The organism is Streptomyces sp. FXJ1.172, assembly GCF_001636945.3.
Classification (GTDB): domain Bacteria; phylum Actinomycetota; class Actinomycetes; order Streptomycetales; family Streptomycetaceae; genus Streptomyces.
In genome coordinates this window covers 5,774,674-5,791,968 of the sequence record NZ_CP119133.2, presented here as the reverse complement: position 1 = coordinate 5,791,968, position 17,295 = coordinate 5,774,674, and the positions used below count along the sequence as shown (strand labels likewise).

16 protein-coding genes are annotated in these 17,295 nt (G+C 70.7%); 7 read left to right on the top strand and 9 right to left on the bottom strand.

Annotated features, from left to right (window positions below; all coding sequences use genetic code 11):
• Positions 1-6: 6 nt before the first annotated feature.
• Positions 7-2,649: a transglycosylase domain-containing protein gene (locus tag A6P39_RS25905; RefSeq protein ID WP_275883905.1), complete on the bottom strand. Its 2,643-nt coding sequence runs from the start codon at positions 2,647-2,649 to the stop codon at positions 7-9.
• A gap of 1,190 nt (positions 2,650-3,839) precedes the next feature.
• On the opposite strand from A6P39_RS25905, the gene A6P39_RS25900 reads away from it, so the two are divergent.
• The 4 genes from A6P39_RS25900 to A6P39_RS25885 are packed head-to-tail and all read left to right on the top strand — an operon-like array spanning position 3,840 to position 7,176.
• Positions 3,840-4,640, top strand: coding sequence for an ABC transporter permease (locus tag A6P39_RS25900; RefSeq protein WP_067048277.1), 801 nt, complete (start codon positions 3,840-3,842; stop codon positions 4,638-4,640).
• Between the two features lie 52 nt (positions 4,641-4,692).
• The gene (locus tag A6P39_RS25895; RefSeq protein ID WP_234378986.1) at positions 4,693-5,469 is read left to right on the top strand and encodes an ABC transporter permease; all 777 of its coding nucleotides are present in this window, start codon (positions 4,693-4,695) and stop codon (positions 5,467-5,469) included.
• A gap of 3 nt (positions 5,470-5,472) precedes the next feature.
• Positions 5,473-6,435 carry an ABC transporter ATP-binding protein gene (locus tag A6P39_RS25890; RefSeq protein ID WP_067048271.1) on the top strand — a complete coding sequence of 321 codons (963 nt, stop codon included), beginning with the start codon at positions 5,473-5,475 and terminating at the stop codon, positions 6,433-6,435.
• Between the two features lie 9 nt (positions 6,436-6,444).
• Positions 6,445-7,176 (top strand): DUF1707 SHOCT-like domain-containing protein, encoded by a 732-nt coding sequence (locus tag A6P39_RS25885; protein ID WP_067048261.1) that lies wholly within the window; start codon positions 6,445-6,447, stop codon positions 7,174-7,176.
• 43 nt (positions 7,177-7,219) lie between these two features.
• Here A6P39_RS25885 and A6P39_RS25880 read toward each other — a convergent pair whose 3' ends face one another.
• The 3 genes from A6P39_RS25880 to A6P39_RS25870 form a co-directional block, all read right to left on the bottom strand.
• A complete protein-coding gene (locus A6P39_RS25880) occupies positions 7,220-7,615 on the bottom strand; it encodes a hypothetical protein (RefSeq protein WP_067048258.1) in 396 nt (131 codons plus the stop codon).
• Positions 7,616-7,744: 129 nt separating this feature from the next.
• Complete coding sequence (gene rph, locus A6P39_RS25875) at positions 7,745-8,482, bottom strand: ribonuclease PH (RefSeq protein WP_067048254.1); 738 nt, start codon at positions 8,480-8,482, stop codon at positions 7,745-7,747.
• Between the two features lie 78 nt (positions 8,483-8,560).
• Positions 8,561-8,794 carry a glucose PTS transporter subunit EIIB gene (locus A6P39_RS25870; protein ID WP_067048251.1) on the bottom strand — a complete coding sequence of 78 codons (234 nt, stop codon included), beginning with the start codon at positions 8,792-8,794 and terminating at the stop codon, positions 8,561-8,563.
• 127 nt (positions 8,795-8,921) lie between these two features.
• Between A6P39_RS25870 and A6P39_RS25865 the strand changes: the two genes are divergently transcribed.
• Together A6P39_RS25865 and A6P39_RS25860 are read left to right on the top strand one after the other, a co-directional pair.
• The gene (locus tag A6P39_RS25865) at positions 8,922-10,223 is read left to right on the top strand and encodes a PTS transporter subunit EIIC (RefSeq protein ID WP_067048248.1); all 1,302 of its coding nucleotides are present in this window, start codon (positions 8,922-8,924) and stop codon (positions 10,221-10,223) included.
• 118 nt (positions 10,224-10,341) lie between these two features.
• A complete protein-coding gene (locus tag A6P39_RS25860) occupies positions 10,342-11,589 on the top strand; it encodes a PTS transporter subunit EIIC (RefSeq protein ID WP_067048245.1) in 1,248 nt (415 codons plus the stop codon).
• A gap of 69 nt (positions 11,590-11,658) precedes the next feature.
• Here A6P39_RS25860 and A6P39_RS25855 read toward each other — a convergent pair whose 3' ends face one another.
• Positions 11,659-12,411 (bottom strand): MBL fold metallo-hydrolase, encoded by a 753-nt coding sequence (locus tag A6P39_RS25855; protein WP_067048242.1) that lies wholly within the window; start codon positions 12,409-12,411, stop codon positions 11,659-11,661.
• Positions 12,412-12,625: 214 nt separating this feature from the next.
• Here A6P39_RS25855 and A6P39_RS25850 point away from each other — a divergent pair, with 214 nt between their 5' ends.
• Entirely contained in the window at positions 12,626-13,081 is a 456-nt protein-coding gene (locus A6P39_RS25850; protein ID WP_067048240.1) for a type II toxin-antitoxin system PemK/MazF family toxin, read from the top strand.
• A gap of 12 nt (positions 13,082-13,093) precedes the next feature.
• Here the strand turns inward: A6P39_RS25850 and A6P39_RS25845 are convergent, their stop codons facing one another.
• From A6P39_RS25845 to A6P39_RS25830, 4 genes are all read right to left on the bottom strand, one after another.
• On the bottom strand, positions 13,094-13,624 hold the full coding sequence (locus A6P39_RS25845; RefSeq protein ID WP_331454154.1) for a hypothetical protein: 531 nt from the start codon (positions 13,622-13,624) through the stop codon (positions 13,094-13,096).
• Between the two features lie 62 nt (positions 13,625-13,686).
• Entirely contained in the window at positions 13,687-15,762 is a 2,076-nt protein-coding gene (locus A6P39_RS25840; RefSeq protein ID WP_067048234.1) for a putative Ig domain-containing protein, read from the bottom strand.
• A 284-nt stretch (positions 15,763-16,046) separates the two neighbouring features.
• Positions 16,047-16,997, bottom strand: a complete 951-nt coding sequence (locus A6P39_RS25835; RefSeq protein WP_067048232.1) for a PLP-dependent cysteine synthase family protein — start codon at positions 16,995-16,997, stop codon at positions 16,047-16,049.
• Between the two features lie 16 nt (positions 16,998-17,013).
• Positions 17,014-17,292, bottom strand: coding sequence for a MoaD/ThiS family protein (locus A6P39_RS25830; protein WP_067048229.1), 279 nt, complete (start codon positions 17,290-17,292; stop codon positions 17,014-17,016).
• Positions 17,293-17,295: the final 3 nt, after the last annotated feature.

Sequence of the window (17,295 nt, the reverse complement as noted above, 5' to 3'; positions counted from 1 at the left end):
CCGACGTCAGGTGCCGGGACCGCCTCCGGCGCCGGCGGCCGTGCCGGTCGTACCGCCGCCGGTCGTGCCGCCGCCGGTGGGGCTGCCGCCGCCGGTGGTCGTCGTGTCCGTGCCGGTCGTACCGCCGCCCGTCGTTCCGGTTCCGCCGCCGGTCGTCGTGCCCCCGCCCGTGGTGCCGCCGCCCGTCGTTCCGGTTCCGCCGCCGGTCGTCGTGGCGCCGCCGGTGGTGGTGCCGCCGTTCGTCGTCGTACCGCCGTTGGTCGGGGTGCCGGTGATGGTGCCGCCGTTGGTCGGGCTGGCGGTCGTGCCGCCGCTCGTCGGGGTGCCGGTCGGGGTGCCGCCGGTGCTCTGGTCCCCGATGGTGCCCGGCTGGGCCGAGGAGCCGGAGCTGGGCTGCTGCGGCTGGTCGGCGCCCGACGCCAGGTGGAGGTCGAAGTCGGAGGGCGGGGTGCCCTGGAGCGCGTCGTGCGTGTACTGCGCCCAGATCTGGGTGGGCGGTCCGCCACCGTTCATACGGGGCTGGCCGAGAGCGCCGTACAGCGACCTGTGCTGGGCGGTCACCGGGTCCTGGCCCATGACGGCGACCACCGTGGCCAGGTCGGGGGTGTAGCCCGCGAACCAGGCGGCGGTGTCGCTCTCGGCGGTACCGGTCTTGCCGGCCGCCGGGCGGCCCGCGCCCTGCGCGGCTGTGGCGGTGCCGTTGTCGACCACGCTCTGCAGCATGGCCGTGGTCGTGTCGGCGGCCTCCCGGCTGACCGCCTGCTTGGCCGACTGCCCGGGCAGTTTGATCTCGTCGGTGCCGTCCTTGGTGAGCTTCTTGACCAGCGAGTACTGGCCGTGCTGACCGTGGTTGGCGAGCGTCGCGTACCCCTCCGCCATGTCCAGCACGCTGGCGGTGGCGGTGCCGAGGGCGATGGACGGGTACGGCTGGAGGTCCGGGGTGTCGGAGGGGATGCCGAGGCCGATCGCGGTCTGCTTGACCTTGGAGGGGCCGACGTCGACGGCCATCTGCGCGTAGACGGCGTTCACGGACAGGTCCGTCGCCTTGGTGACGGTGATCTGGCCGTACGACTTCTGATCCTCGTTCTGCGGGGCGTAGGGGCCGCCGCTCCAGCCCTGGACCGGACGTTCGTTGGTGCCGTCGTACATCGTGTTCGGCGTGATCTGGCGGCCGTCCTGGGTGGTCGAGCCGTTCTGCACCGCGGAGGTGAACACGAACGGCTTGAACGTCGAGCCGACCTGGAAGTCACCGCGGGTCGCGCCGTTGGTGTACTGCTTCACGTAGTCGATGCCGCCGTACATCGCGACGACGTTGCCGGTCTTGGGGTCGACGGAGGCGCCGCCGGCCCGGACGTAGCTGTCGACCTTGTTGTTCTTCTTGTCCAGCTTGGCGACCAGCTGATCGTTGACCGCCTTGACGAAGGCGTCCTGCTTGTCCTTCTGGATGGTGGTGGTGATGCGGTAGCCGCCGGCCGCGAGCTGGTCGGGGTCGACGATGTTGTTCGTGGTGAGGTAGTGCTTGACCGCCTCCACCAGGTAGCCGCGCTGGCCGGACAGGCCGGTGGAGACGGTCTGCTCCTTCGGCATGGGGAACTTCATCCCGGCCCGCTGGGACTGGCTGAGCCAGCCCTTCTTGACCATGCCGTCCAGGACGTAGTTCCAGCGCGCGACGGCGGCGGCCTTGTTCTCCGGGTGGGCCACGACGTCGTACTCGCTCGGCGCGTTGACGAGCGCGGCGAGGTAGGCGGCGCGGGCCGGGTCGAGGTCGGCGGCGTCCTTGCCGTAGTAGGCCTGGGCGGCGGCCTGGATGCCGTAGGCGTTGCGGCCGAAGTAGCTGGTGTTGAGGTAGCCCTCGAGGATCTCGTCCTTGGACTTGTTCCGGTCCAGCTTGATCGCGATGAAGAACTCCTTGGCCTTGCGGGTGAGCGTCTGCTCCTGGGCCAGGTAGTAGTTCTTCACGTACTGCTGGGTGATCGTCGAGCCGGACTGCGTGCCCTTGCCGGTCGCGGTGTTCCAGGCGGCGCGCAGCATCGCCTTGGGGTCGACGGCGGACTCGCTGTAGAAGTCGCGGTCCTCGGCGGCCAGTACGGCGTGCTGGGCGTCCTTGGAGACCTGGGCGAGGGTCACGTTCTCACGGTTGATGTCACCGTCGCGGGCGAGCTGGGAGCCGTCGGCGTAGAGGTAGACGTTGCTCTGCTTGATCGCGAGGGCGTTGGCCGGCGGGATGTTGACCATCGAGTAGCCGACGAAGAACAGCCCGATGAGCAGGAGCACGCCGACGAAGAAGGTGCCGAGCACCATGCGCCAGGTAGGGATGATCCGCTTCCAGCCGGTCCGCTTGGGCCGCTTCTCCTTCCCCTTGCCCTTGCCGCCGTCGCCGGGGCCGCCGGGACCGCCCGGGCCGCCGGGATCCCCAGGACCACCGGGGGACGCACCGGTCGCGGCGAGGAGGGCGGTGGCCTCCTCGGCGGACTGGGCGGAGGCCTGGCCGGGGATCTGGCGGGGGGTGCCGGTGGTGGGAGCGGTGGGAGCGGTGCGGGAGGCGTTTCCGGTGGTGCCGGAGTTCCGGGTGCCGGGACCTCGGGTGGCTGCGCCCGCCGCGCCCGCGGCCTGGCGGCGCCCGCCTGGCGGCGGCGGCGCTCGCGGCACCGGCGGCTCCGCCCGCGGCCGCGGCACCGAGCGCGCCGCGCTACCGTCCGGGTGTCCCGGGACGCGGTGTCCGGGGCGGAGGTACGAGGAGTACGGCCGGCGGCGTCCGGCTCGGTGGCCGCGCTCTCGCCCGGCTCGGGCGTACGGGGAGCGCTGACCCGCCGCAGGACCTGGGTGGTCTCGGGCGCCCGCGTCTCACCGGGGCCCTGAGCCGCACCGGTCGGCTTGCCCGGCTGCTCCTCCTGGGGTCCCCGGGGCGCACTGATCCGCCGGAGCACCTGCGTGCTCTCGGGCGACTGGGGCGACTGGGGCTTCTCGGCTCCGGCGGAGGAACCGGAGGCCTGCGGCGCGGAGGCGGCATCGGACGCGGAAGCCGCGTCGGCCCCTGATGCGGTGCGAGAGCCGCGGTCACCGGACGGCACGGCCCGGCCGGAAGCAGAAGCAGAGCCGGAGCCGGCGGCGATACCGGAGCCGGAAGCAGCACCCGAGCCGGAGGCGGCACCGGAGGCGGAGGCGGCACCGGAGGCGGAGGCGGCGTCGGGCGCGGAGGCAGCGTCGGGCGCGGAGGCGGCGTCGGGCGCGGAGGCGGCGCGGGCCGTCGAAGACCCGGCCGGGCCGGCGTCGGGGTCGGTGTGCTGGCCGGAGGCGGCCGTGGCCGGTTCCTCCTGTTCCGTCCGTCCTCCCCGGGCCGCCTGGCGGGCGCGGGCCATCGAGGCCGTGCGGTCCTCGGCGGAGCGGTCGCGGGGCGTCGTCGGCTCACCCGTTCGGCCGTCCCCGGCCCGCTCGGTCCGCTCGGTCCGCCCGGCCTCGCGCGGCTGCGTGGATCCCTCGGACTGCGCCCGTCCCGCCGGTTCCGCCTGGCCCCTCCGCTCTGTCCCGTCGGCCTCGCTCGTGCCCTTGCCCGGTGTGCCGGGCCCGTCAGCCGGCAGCGGCTTTTCCGGCGCCACGCCTTCGTTCGGCTGCTGCGGCTGTGGCTCGTCGCTCATGTCGTGCACGGACTCCTGTTTCGCGTCGTACGTTCCCGTACGCCTCGTACGCCTTCTGCGTCCCCAGCTTGAAGACTCTCGCACCCGGCGTTCCGTTCCCGGATCCCGGCACGCTTCCGGCACGGAAATTACGTGGCCGGTCGCCGGGCCTCCGCACTAGGCTCCTGCGCTTCGGTGTCGAGCGGTCCCAGGAGGTGGACTGGCGTGGGCGCGGGACGGTTGTACGTGGCCGTCGCGGCGGGGGGATTCAGACGGTACGCGACGTATCGGGCGGCCACTGCGGCAGGGGTGTTCACGAACACGGTCTTCGGACTCATTCTCGTGTACACCTATCGCGCCCTGTGGGACGCGAAACCCCACCTCGGAGGCTATGACCAGGCGCAGGCCGTGACGTATGTGTGGCTGGGGCAGGCGTTCCTGTCGACGCTCGCGATCGGGGGCGGAGGGGTCGAGGACGAGTTGATGGACCGCATCCGTACGGGGGACGTGGCGATCGACCTGTACCGGCCGGCCGATCTCCAGCTGTGGTGGCTCGCCGCCGATCTCGGCCGGGCCTTCTTCCAGCTGCTGGGGCGCGGGGTGGTCCCCTTCGTCTTCGGTGCGCTGTGTTTTCCGGCATATCTGCCGACGGACGCGGGCACCTGGCTGGCCTTCGCCGTCACCGTGCTGCTGGCGATGGTGGTCGGCTTCGGGCTGCGCTACCTGGTGGCGCTGAGCGCGTTCTGGCTGCTTGACGGCACGGGCGTGGGGCAGATGATGTGGCTGGCCGGCTACTTCTGCAGCGGGATGCTGCTGCCGCTGAACGTCTTCCCGGGCGCGCTCGGCGAGGTCGTGCGGGCCCTGCCGTGGTCGTCGCTGCTCCAGGGGCCGGCGGATGTGCTGCTGGGGCACGCGGATCCGGTGCGGACGTATCTGTTCCAGGGGGCGTGGGCGGTGGCGCTGCTGGGCGCGGGCCGGCTGATGCAGTCGGCGGCGACGCGGCGGGTGGTGGTCCAGGGTGGGTGAGAACACCGGTCCGCAGGACGGCCGGCTGGTCGCCGGCGTGCGGGCCTATCTGATGATCGCCGGGATGTGGGTGCGGTCCACGATGGCCTACCGCGCGTCCTTCGCCATGACGACGTTCGGGAACTTCGCGGCGACCTTCTTCGACTTCGTCGCGATCATGCTGATGTTCACGCGGGTGCACGCGCTCGGCGGCTACTCGCTGCCCGAGGTGGCGTTCCTGTACGGGCTGTCGGCCGCGTCGTTCGGGCTGGCCGATCTGGCGATCGGGTCGATGGACCGGCTGGGGCGCCGGGTGCGGGACGGCACGCTGGACACGCTGCTGGTGCGGCCGGTGCCGGTGCTGGCGCAGGTGGCGGCCGACCGGTTCGCGCTCAGGCGGCTGGGCCGGGTGCTGCAGGGCTCGCTGGTGCTGGGCTGGTCGCTGACCCGGGTCCAGATCGACTGGACGCCGCTGAAGCTGCTGCTGATGCCGGTGACGGTGGTGAGCGGCTTCGGGATCTTCTGCGCGGTGTTCGTGGCGGGGGCGGCGTTCCAGTTCGTCGCGCAGGACGCCTCCGAGGTGCAGAACGCCTTCACGTACGGCGGGACGACGCTGCTGCAGTACCCGCCGACGGTGTTCGCGACGGAGCTGGTGCGCGGGGTGACGTTCGTACTGCCGCTGGCCTTCGTGAACTGGCTGCCCGCCACCTATGTGCTCGGGCGGCCGTATCCGCTGGACCTGCCCGGGTGGGTGGCGTTCACGCCTCCGCTGGTGGCGGCGGGCTGCTGTGCGCTGGCGGGGCTGGCGTGGCGGGCCGGACTTCGTTCGTATCGGAGCACAGGGAGCTGAAGCGTGGGCGACTTCATCACGCTCGAGGACGTCGAGAAGGTCTTCGAGGTGCGCAGGAAGACCGGGTTCATGAAGCGGGAGCGGCGCGAGGTGCGGGCGGTGGATTCGCTGTCGTTCACCGTGGCGCGCGGCGAGATGGTGGGCTACATCGGGCCGAACGGCGCCGGGAAGTCGACGACGATCAAGATGCTGACCGGCATCCTGACGCCGAGCGGCGGGCGGCTGCGGGTGGCGGGGATCGATCCCTCGCGGGAGCGCACGCGCCTCGCGCACCGGATCGGGGTGGTGTTCGGGCAGCGTACGACGCTGTGGTGGGACCTGCCGCTGATCGACTCGTACCGGCTGGCGCACCGCATGTACCGCATCCCCGAGGCCCGTTACCGGGAGAACCTCGACCGGTGTGTCGAACTCCTCGAGCTGGGCGCCCTGTTGGATGTGCCGGTGCGGCAGCTGTCGCTGGGCCAGCGGATGCGCGGGGACATCGCGGCGGCGCTGCTGCACGATCCCGAGGTGCTGTACCTGGACGAGCCGACGATCGGCCTGGATGTCGTCTCGAAGGCCAAGGTGCGGGGCTTCCTGAAGGACTTGAACGCCGAGCGTGGCACGACGGTCCTGCTGACCACCCATGACCTGCAGGACATCGAGCAGTTGTGCTCGCGGGTGATGGTGATCGACCACGGGCGGCTGGTGTACGACGGCCCGCTCGCGGGGCTGCACGAGGCCGGGGAGAGCGAGCGGACGCTGGTGGTGGACCTGGAGCGGGAGCTGCCGCCGGTCGAGGTGCCCTCGGCCCGGGTGGTGAAGGTGGAGGGGCCGCGGCAGTTCCTGGCGTTCCCCGCGGGGCAGTCGGCGGCGCCGGTCGTGGCGCATCTCGCGGCGGAGTATCCGCTGGTGGACCTGTCGGTGCGGGAACCGGACATCGAAGCCGTCATCGCCAAGATGTACGCGGACAAGGCCGTCTCGTAGGCTGCTGGCATGACCGACGACGCGGTACCGGACCACCGGGCCCCTGCTCCCGTCCCGGACCTTCGTGCCTCCGACGCCGACCGCGAGCGGGTCGCCGAGGCGCTGCGGGACGCGCTGGCCGAGGGCCGGCTCGACATGACGGAGTTCGAGGAGCGTCTGGAGGCGGCCTACAAGGCGCGTACCTACGGCGAACTGGCCCCGCTCACCCGTGATCTGCCGACGGCCGCCGCGCCGGCACCGCCCGCGCCGGTTTCCTTCACCAAGGCGCCTGCTCAGAGCGGGAGTTGGGCCTCACGGATCGTCGGCGGCGAGGGGTCCTCGACGGGCGGGGTCGCGGTCCTTTCGGGGTTCGAGCGCAGGGGCCGCTGGACGGTGCCGAAGCGGTTCAACTGCCTTGCCTTCATGGGCGGTGGCGAGATCGACCTGCGCGAGGCGAACTTCGCGGACCACGAGGTCGAGATCAATTGTGTGGCCATCATGGGCGGGGTGCAGGTGACCGTGCCGCCGGGCGTCGAGGTCGTCGTGCGCGGCATCGGCGTCATGGGCGGCTTCGACCATCCGAGGGACGACGGCCCGCCCGAGCCGGGCGCTCCGCGCGTGATCATCGGGGGGTTCGCGTTCTGGGGCGGGGTCGCGGTGCAGCGCAAGGCCACGCGGGCCGAGCTGAAGCGGCTGAAGGAGGAGCGCAGGATGCTGCGCGAGCAGCGACGGGAGGAGCGGCGCCGGGACCGGGAGTACTGAGCGGTCCGGGAGTACTGAGCGGCCCGGGAGTGCTGAGCGGCGGTTACTTCGTGCACACCTTGGTGAGTTCGCCGGCCGCGTCCGTCACCGGGCTCACGTCCGGTGTCCTGTCCCCGTTCTTGATGGCCGTACGCACGTTCCCCACGGCCTGCTTCAGGTGGTCGACCGCCTTGTTGACGTCGGCGTGGTCGGTCTTGTCGCCGATCTTGCCGAGGTTCTTCTCGATGGCGTCGAGGGACGTGTCGGCCCGGGTCGGATCGTTCGCGGCGCTCTCCACCGCCTGCTGCAGGGCGGTGACGCTGTCGGCGATGGAGTCGGCGGTCTGCACGCAGTTCAGGGCCTTGTCGACGCTGTCGCACCCGGTGGTGAGGCCGGCGGTGAGCACGGCGGTGGCCACGACGGCGGCGACGGCGGTGAGACGGCGTCGGCTGACGGCCATGGTGGTGATTCCTCCCCTGGTAAGGCCCCGTACAAGACGCGGCGGGGCCCGGTAAGAACGCCCGTACCCCTAGGACGCGGCGGAGGGCGCGCGGTTGCCCGCGCGCCCTCCGCCGCGTTGGTCCGCCCTTTACTTTCCGAGGGCGGTTTCCAGGGTGGCGCGCTGGATCGCGGCCAGCTCGGTGCAGCCGGCGACGGCGAGGTCGAGCAGGGAGTTCAGCTCCTCGCGGGCGAAGGGCTCGGCCTCGGCGGTGCCCTGGACCTCGACGAAGCGGCCGTCGCCGGTGCAGACGACGTTCATGTCGGTCTCGGCGCGCACGTCCTCCTCGTAGCAGAGGTCGAGGAGCGGGACGCCGCCGACGATGCCGACGGAGACCGCGCTCACGGTTCCGGTCAGCGGCTGCCGGCCGGCCTTGATCAGCTTCTTGCCCTGGGCCCAGGCGACGGCGTCGGCCAGCGCCACGTAGGCACCGGTGATGGCGGCCGTGCGCGTGCCCCCGTCGGCCTGGAGGACGTCGCAGTCGAGGACGACGGTGTTCTCGCCGAGCGCCTTGTAGTCGATGACGGCGCGCAGGGAGCGGCCGATGAGCCGGGAGATCTCGTGGGTACGGCCGCCGATCCTGCCCTTGACGGACTCGCGGTCGCCGCGGGTGTTGGTGGCGCGGGGCAGCATGGCGTACTCCGCGGTGACCCAGCCCTCGCCGCTGCCCTTGCGCCAGCGCGGGACGCCCTCGGTCACGGAGGCGGTGCAGAAGACCTTGGTGTCGCCGAAGGAGACGAGGACGGAGCCCTCGGCGTGCTTGCTCCATCCGCGTTCGATGGTGACCGGGCGGAGCTGTTCGGGGGTACGGCCGTCGATGCGAGACATGGCGACGAGCCTAGTCGTACCTGTGCAAGGGGCTCCTCCCGCGTCGGGAAGAGCCCCTTACAGGTGAACCGGGACGGCTCACATCATGTCTTCGATCTCCGCGGCGATCGGGTCGGCGTCGGTGCCGATGACGACCTGGATCGCGGTCCCCATCTTCACGACGCCGTGGGCGCCGGCGGCCTTCAGGGCGGACTCGTCGACCTTGGAGGCGTCGTGCACCTCGGTGCGCAGCCGGGTGATGCAGCCCTCGATCTCGTCGATGTTGTCGATACCGCCGAGACCGGCGACGATCTTCTCAGCCTTGCTGGCCATTTGTTCTCCTCACGCACAGTTGGCCCAACTTCGCGAGCGATTGCGCCGTGCGTACCGAAGGATGACGTCACAGCAAACCCAATCGTCCACGACTGGTCTACACCACAGGACAGGGGGTCGCCAACCGATGAGCACTCAGGCCGAGGTGAGCCCAGCCCGCGCCCGCTGGAACCGCGCCTTCCAGGGCCTGCAGAAGATGGGCCGCAGCCTGCAGCTGCCGATCGCGGTGCTGCCGGCGGCGGGCATCCTCAACCGGCTGGGCCAGCCGGACGTGTTCGGCGACGCCGGGCTGCACTGGACGAACGTCTCCAAGGTCATGGTGGGGGCGGGCGGTGCCCTGCTCGACGGCTCCCTCGGCCTGCCGCTGCTGTTCTGCGTGGGCGTCGCGATCGGCATGGCGAAGAAGGCGGACGGCTCGACGGCGCTGGCGGCGGTGGCGGGCTTCCTCGTCTACTACGGCGTCCTGCACCAGTTCCCGCAGTCGTGCCCCGGCGGCTCCAAGGCGGTCCCGCAGGTGGGCTGCCAGGTCAGCGGCGGCGCGGGCGTGGGGGCGGTGACGCCGTTCACCTTCCAGAACCCGGGCGTCTTCGGCGGCATCGTCATGGGGCTGCTGGCCGCCTTCTTCTGGGCCCGTTTCCACCGCACCAGGCTGGTGGACTGGCTCGGCTTCTTCAACGGCCGCCGGCTGGTGCCGATCATCATGGCGTTCGTCGCGATCGTCTTCGCGGCGCTGTGCCTGTGGGTCTGGCCGCCGATCGGCGGCGGGCTGGAGAGCTTCAGCAGGTGGCTGCGGGACGCGGGCGCCTGGGGCGCGGGCGTCTTCGGGGTGGCGAACCGCGCGCTGCTCGTCGTCGGTCTGCACCAGTTCCTGAACGTGCCCATCTGGTTCCAGTTCGGCAGTTACACCAAGCCGGACGGCACGGTGGTGCACGGCGACATCAACATGTTCCTGGCGGGCGACCCGCACGCGGGCCAGTTCACCTCGGGCTTCTTCCCGATCATGATGTTCGCGCTGCCGGCGGCGGCGCTGGCGATCACCCACTGCGCCAGGCCGCAGCGCCGCAAGGAGGTCGGCGGCCTCATGCTCTCGGTGGCGCTGACGTCGTTCGTGACGGGCATCACCGAGCCGATCGAGTACTCCTTCCTCTTCATCGCGCCCGCGCTGTACGCCGTCCATGCCGTGCTCACCGGTGTCTCGATGGCCGTGACTTGGGGGCTCGGCGTGCACGACGGCTTCAGTTTCTCGGCCGGCCTGATCGACTACGTGATCAACTGGGACCTGGCGACGAAACCGTGGGCGATCATTCCGATCGGCCTGTGTTTCGCGGCGGTCTATTACGCCGTCTTCCGGTTCGCGATCACCAGGTTCGACCTGAAGACGCCGGGCCGCGAGCCGGCGGACGAGGTCGAGGACACCACCAGGGCCTGAGCCCACTGCGCGTAGCGCCGCGGTAGCGGATTTCGTGGTTCCTTATCCCGCCTTCATCGTGCTACAACAGGTCTACACCACTGAGTGGTGTAGACCACCACCGATGGAGGAACCATCCATGACCACCGCCACCGCCACGGCGGCCCCCGCGAAGAAGCGGGGATCCGGCGTGTTCCAGGGCCTGCAGAAGGTCGGCCGCAGCCTGCAGCTCCCGATCGCCGTACTGCCGGCGGCGGGCATCCTGCTGCGTCTCGGACAGCAGGACGTCCATGACAAGCTGCACCTGCCCGACAAGGTTACGGCGGTGTTCGCCACGGCCGGTGGTGCGATCTTCGACAACCTCCCGATGCTGTTCTGCATCGGTGTCGCGATCGGCTTCGCCAAGAAGTCCGACGGCTCGACGGCGCTCGCCGCCCTGGTCGGCTTCCTGGTCTACAGCAACGTGCTGAAGGCGTTCCCGCTGACCCAGCAGCACATCGAGAGCGGCAAGATAGTCGAGGCCACCTACAACAACCCCGGTGTGCTCGGCGGCATCCTGATGGGTCTGTTCGCCGCCGTGCTGTGGCAGCGCTACCACCGCAAGAAGCTCGTGGACTGGCTCGGCTTCTTCAACGGCCGCCGGCTGGTGCCGATCATCATGGCCTTCGTCGGCACGCTCATGGGTGTCTTCTTCGGTCTGATCTGGAAGCCCGTCGGTGAGGGCATCTCCCACGCCGGTGAGTGGATCACCGGTCTCGGCGCGGTGGGCGCGGGTCTGTTCGGTCTGGTCAACCGCGCGCTGATCCCGGTCGGCATGCACCAGTTCGTGAACACCGTCTCCTGGTTCCAGATCGGTGACTTCAAGAACTCCGCCGGCCAGATCGTCCACGGTGACCTCAACCGCTTCTTCGCCGGTGACCCGCACGCGGGTATGTTCATGTCCGGCTTCTTCCCGATCATGATGTTCGGTCTGCCGGCCGCCGCGATCGCCATCGCCCACTCGGCCCGCCCGGAGCGGCGCAAGGCCGTCCTCGGCATGATGATCTCCCTCGCCCTGACGTCCTTCGTCACCGGTGTCACCGAGCCCATCGAGTTCGCGTTCATGTTCATCGCGCCGGCGCTGTACGCGATCCACGCGGTGCTGACGGCCCTGTCCATGGCGATCACCTGGGCGCTCGGTGTGCACGCGGGCTTCACCTTCTCCGCGGGCTTCATCGACTACGTGCTCAACTGGAACCTGGCCACCAAGCCCTGGCTCATCATCCCCATCGGCCTGGTCTTCGCGGCCGTCTACTACGCGGTCTTCCGCTTCGCGATCGCCAGGTTCAACCTCCCCACCCCGGGCCGTGAGCCCGAGGAGGAGATCGAGGACCTCACGAAGGCGTGACGGTCACCGGATGACGGCAAGGCCCCCGGAGCGCTGCGGCTCCGGGGGCCTTCGTCATGTGCGCGGGCGTCAGATCTCGTACGTCGTCCGCGGAGCGGCCAGTTCCACCGGGCCGCCGAACACCTCGCGTGCGTCACGGAGGTTGACCTGCGGGTCGGTCCACGGCGGGACATGGGTGAGGACCAGGCGCCGCGCGCCGGCCCGCGCGGCCGTCTCGCCCGCCTCACGGCCGTTGAGGTGGAGGTCGGGGATGTCCTCCTTGCCGTGCGTGAACGCGGCCTCGCACAGGAACAGGTCGGCGTCCCGGGCCAGCTCGTCCAGGGCCTCGGTGACGCCCGTGTCGCCCGAGTACGTCAGGGTCCGCCCGGCGTGCTCGACACGGATGCCGTACGCCTCCACGGGGTGGCGGACCCGCTCGGTGTGCACCGTGAACGGGCCGATGTCGAACGTGGAGGGCTTGACCGTGTGGAAGTCGAATACCTCGCTCATCGAGGAGGCCGACGGGACGTCGTCGTACGCCGTGGTCAGGCGCTGTTCGGTGCCCTCGGGGCCGTAGACCGGGATCGGGTCGCAGCGGCCGCCGTCGTGGCGGTAGTACCGCGCGACGAAGTACGCGAGCATGTCGATGCAGTGGTCGGCGTGCAGATGGCTGAGGAAGATCGCGTCGAGGTCGTAGAGACCGCAGTGGCGCTGCAGCTCGCCCAGGGCGCCGTTGCCCATGTCGAGAAGCAGCCGGAAGCCGTCGGCCTCGAGGAGGTAGCTCGAGCAGGCCGATTCCGCGGACGGGAACGACCCCGAGCAGCCGACGACGGTGAGCTTCATGAAGCAGAAACCTCCGTTGGCGGGAAAGATCAAAAGGGCAGGAAACGGGGGTCGTGCGGTTTGTTGAGCGTAAGGCGCGAAAGCGCGGGTCGCTCCTCCGCAAAGGGCCGTTGTGGGCGAACTCACCTGGCTGTCACCGGTTCGGCTGGACCGGGGGCGTAGCGGGTTCCGCCAAGGGCGCGCGATTCGCGGCGCGCGCCGGTAACGTCGTCGTATGGACACGTCATGGTGGCTGGCGCTCGCGGCGGTGGTCCTGCTCGCGCTGGTCGCCACGCTCATCGACGGCTGGGGGCGCGGCCGCCGGCCCGGTGGGCGGCGCCTTCGGCCGCCGGGCCGCGCGGGCACGCGCGCGCGTGCCGTCCGGCCGGCCCCGGGCGACATCTGGTGGGCGGACGTCCCCTACGAGGACCGTCCCGAGGTCAGGGACCGACCCTGTCTGGTGCTGGCGGTGCGCGGGAACCGGGCCACGGTCGCGAAGATCACCAGCAAGTACCACGACGAACGGTCCGGGGTGATCCCGCTGCCCCCGGGCGCGGTCGGCGACGCCCGGGGCAGGCCCAGCTTCCTGGAGACCGACGAACTGCGCGAAGTGCCGGTCGGCGACTTCCGGCGCCGGGTCGGAGTGGTCGACCCGGTCCTGTGGGACCAGGTACGGCACCTGGCGGGCTGACTGCTTCGCCGGCTACTTCACGCTCACCGTGACCGCCCACTCCTGGATGCCCTTGCAGGACATACCGCCCGGTGTGCTGGGCTGGGCGCACAGGGGCCGGGTGGAGGTCAGTTTCACGGTGCCGTCCGCCGCCGCGCGGTACGCGGCCGTGGCGTCGCCGGACTGCAGGGCGAGGCCGGTGTTGATGGCCTTCAGGGCGGTGCCGTCGGTCATGACCGGCTTCCAGGGGCGGGACTTGGTGCCGTCCAGCGTCAGCCGGACCTCGCCGCCCTTGGCCACGCAGACGGTGCGGCCGCTGTCGGCGGCCTTCAGCTCGACGGTGGAGGCACAGCCGCCCGGGGCGGACGCGGAGGGCGCCGACGGTGACACCTTGCCGGCGCCCGCGGAGTCCGTGCCCGAGCCGCTCTTCGAGCCGCATCCGGCGAGGAGCAGCACGGCGCCCGCGAGGGCGAGGGACGTCGTCGTCGTACGGCGCATGGGGATTCGCCTTTCTGCCGTGGCCGTGGGGAGCGGCCTGGTGGTGCAGATGAGACGTACCGGCACGCGAAAAGGATCCCGCACGCGGAGGGTTTTCCGCGTGCGGGATCCCCGGGACTGTCGCGGGATCAGCTGGTCGTCAGGGCGGTGTCGTCCACGACGAAGCTGGTCTGCAGCGAGGAGTCCTCCACGCCGTTGAACTTCAGGGTGACCGTCTGGCCCGCCAGCGAGGACAGGTCGAAGGTCTTCTGCGCGTAACCCGAGTTGGCGTTGACGTTCGAGTACGTCGCCAGGGTCGTCGAACCGGCGGTGACCGTCAGCTTGTCGTACGCGGTGCTGCCGGTCTCGGCGGTGTCGATGTGCAGGTAGAAGGTGAGCGTGGCCTTGCAGCCGGCCGGGATCGTCACCGACTGGGACAGGGTGTCGGTGTGCGAGGAGCCGTAGCCGTCGAGCCAGGCGTAGTACGAGCCGCCGTGGGCCGCTTCACCGGTGTCGTTGGTGATGACGCCGCTGGTCGCGGTCCAGCCGGTGCTGCCCGACTCGAAGCCCGGGTTCGACAGCAGCTGGGACGAGGTGCAGCCGCCGCCGGAGGAGCCGACCGTCCAGGTGAAGGAGGTCGAGCCGGAGGCGCCGGTGGAGTCCTTCGCGGTGACCGTGACCTGGTAGGTGCCCGCGGTGGACGCCGTGCCGGAGATCAGGCCGGTGGAGCTGTTGATCGACAGGCCGGTCGGCAGGCCGGTGGCGCTGTAGGTGAGCGAGGCGCCGCCGCTGTCCGAGGCGCTGATCTGGAGGCTGGCCGAGCTGCCCGTGGCGGTGGACTGGCTGCCGGGGTTGGTGACCGTCACCGTGTTGCCGCCGCTGCCGCCACCGGAGGTGAAGGCGGCGGTGCCGTTCGGGGTGCCCCAGCCGGTCGGGCCGTCGTAGCCGGTCCTGGCGGTGCAGAAGTACGAGGTGGAGCAGGAGCCGTTGGAGCCGCTGGTCACGTCGTACAGGTTGCTCGTGTGGGAGTAGGGGTACTTCGCCGGGTAGTCGCTCGCGCCCGGGGTGCCCGCGAGGGCGTAGACCGAGGCGATGATCGGCGAGGAGGCGCTGGTGCCGCCGTAGACCGCCCAGCCGGAGCCGCCGTAGGTGTCGTAGACCGCGACGCCGGTGGCCGGGTCGGCGACCGCGGAGACGTCGGCCTCCATGCGGGTGGAGCAGCCGGTGTCGGTCTGCCAGCTCGGCTTCGGGTCGTACGCCGAGCAGCCGGAGCCCGTGCCCTCGGTGGAGCTGGTGTTCCACACCGACTCGCTCCAGCCACGGGAGTTGGAGGCGGTGGTGAGCGCGGTGCCGCCGACGGCGGTCACGTACTGGGAGGTCGCCGGGTACTCGGCGCCGTAGCCGGAGTCGCCCGCGGAGACGGTGATCGCGACGCCCGGGTGCTTGAAGTACTGGGAGTCCTCGCTGGTCTGGGCGGAGGACTCGGAGCCGCCCCAGCTGTTGGACACGAACTTGGCGCCGAGCGAGACCGCCTCGTTCTCGGCGATGCCGAGGTCGGAGTCGGTGGCGGAGTTGGCCTCGACCAGGACGATGCTGCAGTTCGGGCAGACCGCGCTGACCATGTCGATGTCGAGCATCTCTTCGCCGGCCCAGCCGCTGTCGTTGGTCGGCAGCGAGGTGGTGGAACCAGTCTGGCTGACCTGCTTGAAGCAGCCGTTGGCCTTGGTGCAGGCGGACAGGCCGTAGGTGGAGCGGTAGGTGGCCAGGTCCGACTCGGCGTTGGGGTCGTTGTAGGCGTCGACGATGCCGACGGTCATCCCGGAACCGGCCGACGTGGGCAGGTTGTAGGCGCTGTGCAGGTTCGCCGGCGACAGGCCGGAGGGCGTCGCGGCGGCGAGCGCCGAGGCGAGGCGCTGCTTGATGTCGGTACGGCGCTGGGCGAAGCAGGACGCGTGGCCCGGCTCGGCGGTGGCGCACAGGTGCTGGGTCGGCACCTTCTGGCCGGCCTTGCCGGTGGTGTGGAACGTCTGCCGCTTCGGGTCGGTCAGCGCCTTGGAGTTCTGCGTCACCTTGGAGGTGTGGGGCGCGGGCGCGGCTGCCGCCTGGGCCGCCCCTGCCGTGGGTGCCGCGGCGAGCCCGGCGACGGTGAGGGCGAGGGCGGGGAAGGCGACGGCGACGAGTCTTCGAAGACTCCGTCTCCGACTGCTCGGGCGTGACTCACGCATGGGGTACTGCCTCCGTTTGAAGTGGGGATTCGCACTGGATTGGCAGGCCCGTGACGCGCGTAGCGGCGGTGGGACCGCGCAGTCATGAGCATGACACTCGCAGGCACCTCGCATGACGCCGAGTGAGCGTTACATGACAGGGTGCGGGGAGGAACGTAGCTCCGGCCCGGGCATCCCGGCAGTGCCGGGCAGATTTCTTTGCCTCGCCATAGGAATGGCTTAGCCCCCTCATGGAGGGGGCCAAGGCGGGGCTTGAGGCGACTTGAGTTCTGGTCCAGAACCGCTCAGGCCCAGAGCTGGCCCTGCAGCGTCTCGATGGCCTCCTCGGTGGTGGCCGCCGTGTAGACACCGGTGGACAGGTACTTCCAGCCGCCGTCGGCGACGACGAAGACGATGTCGGCGGACTCCCCCGCCTTGACCGCCTTCCTGCCCACGCCGATCGCCGCGTGCAGGGCGGCGCCGGTGGAGACGCCCGCGAAGATGCCCTCCTGCTGGAGGAGTTCACGGGTGCGGGTGACCGCGTCGGCCGAGCCGACCGAGAAGCGGGAGGTCAGCACGGAGGCGTCGTACAGCTCCGGTACGAAGCCCTCGTCGAGGTTGCGCAGGCCGTACACCAGGTCGTCGTAGCGCGGTTCGGCGGCGACGATCTGGATGCCCGGCCGGTGCTCGCGCAGATAGCGGCCGACGCCCATCAGGGTGCCGGTGGTGCCGAGGCCCGCCACGAAGTGGGTGATCGAGGGGAGGTCGGCGAGGATCTCCGGGCCCGTGGTCGCGTAGTGGGCGCCGGCGTTGTCCGGGTTGCCGTACTGGTAGAGCATCACCCAGTCGGGGTGCTCGGCGGACAGCTCCTTGGCCACGCGCACGGCGGTGTTGGAGCCGCCCGCGGCCGGCGAGGAGATGATCTCCGCGCCCCACATGCCGAGCAGGTCCCGGCGCTCCTGCGAGGTGTTCTCCGGCATCACGCACACCATGCGGTAGCCCTTGAGCTTGGCCGCCATGGCGAGGGAGATACCGGTGTTGCCGGAGGTCGGCTCGAGGATCGTGCAGCCCGGGGTGAGCCGGCCGTCCTTCTCCGCCTGCTCGATCATGTGCAGGGCCGGGCGGTCCTTGACCGAGCCGGTGGGGTTGCGGTCCTCCAGCTTGGCCCAGATGCGGACGTCGGGGGACGGCGAGAGCCGCGGCAGGCGCACCAGGGGGGTGTTGCCCACCGCGGCCAGCGGGGAGTCGTAGCGCATCGGTGGTCAGCGAGCCTCAGCGCATGCCGCCGGCGACCGCCGGCAGGATCGTCACGGTGTCACCGTCGGACAGCTTGGTGTCGATGCCGTTGACGAAGCGGACGTCCTCGTCGTTCAGGTACACGTTGACGAACCGGCGCAGCTTGCCGTCCTCCACGATGCGGGCCTGGATGCCCGAGTGCCGGGTCTCGAGGTCGGCGAACAGGTCGGCGAGGGTGTCACCGCTGCCCTCCACCGCCTTCTCACCGTCGGTGTACGTGCGGAGGATGGTGGGGATGCGGACCTCGATGGCCATGGT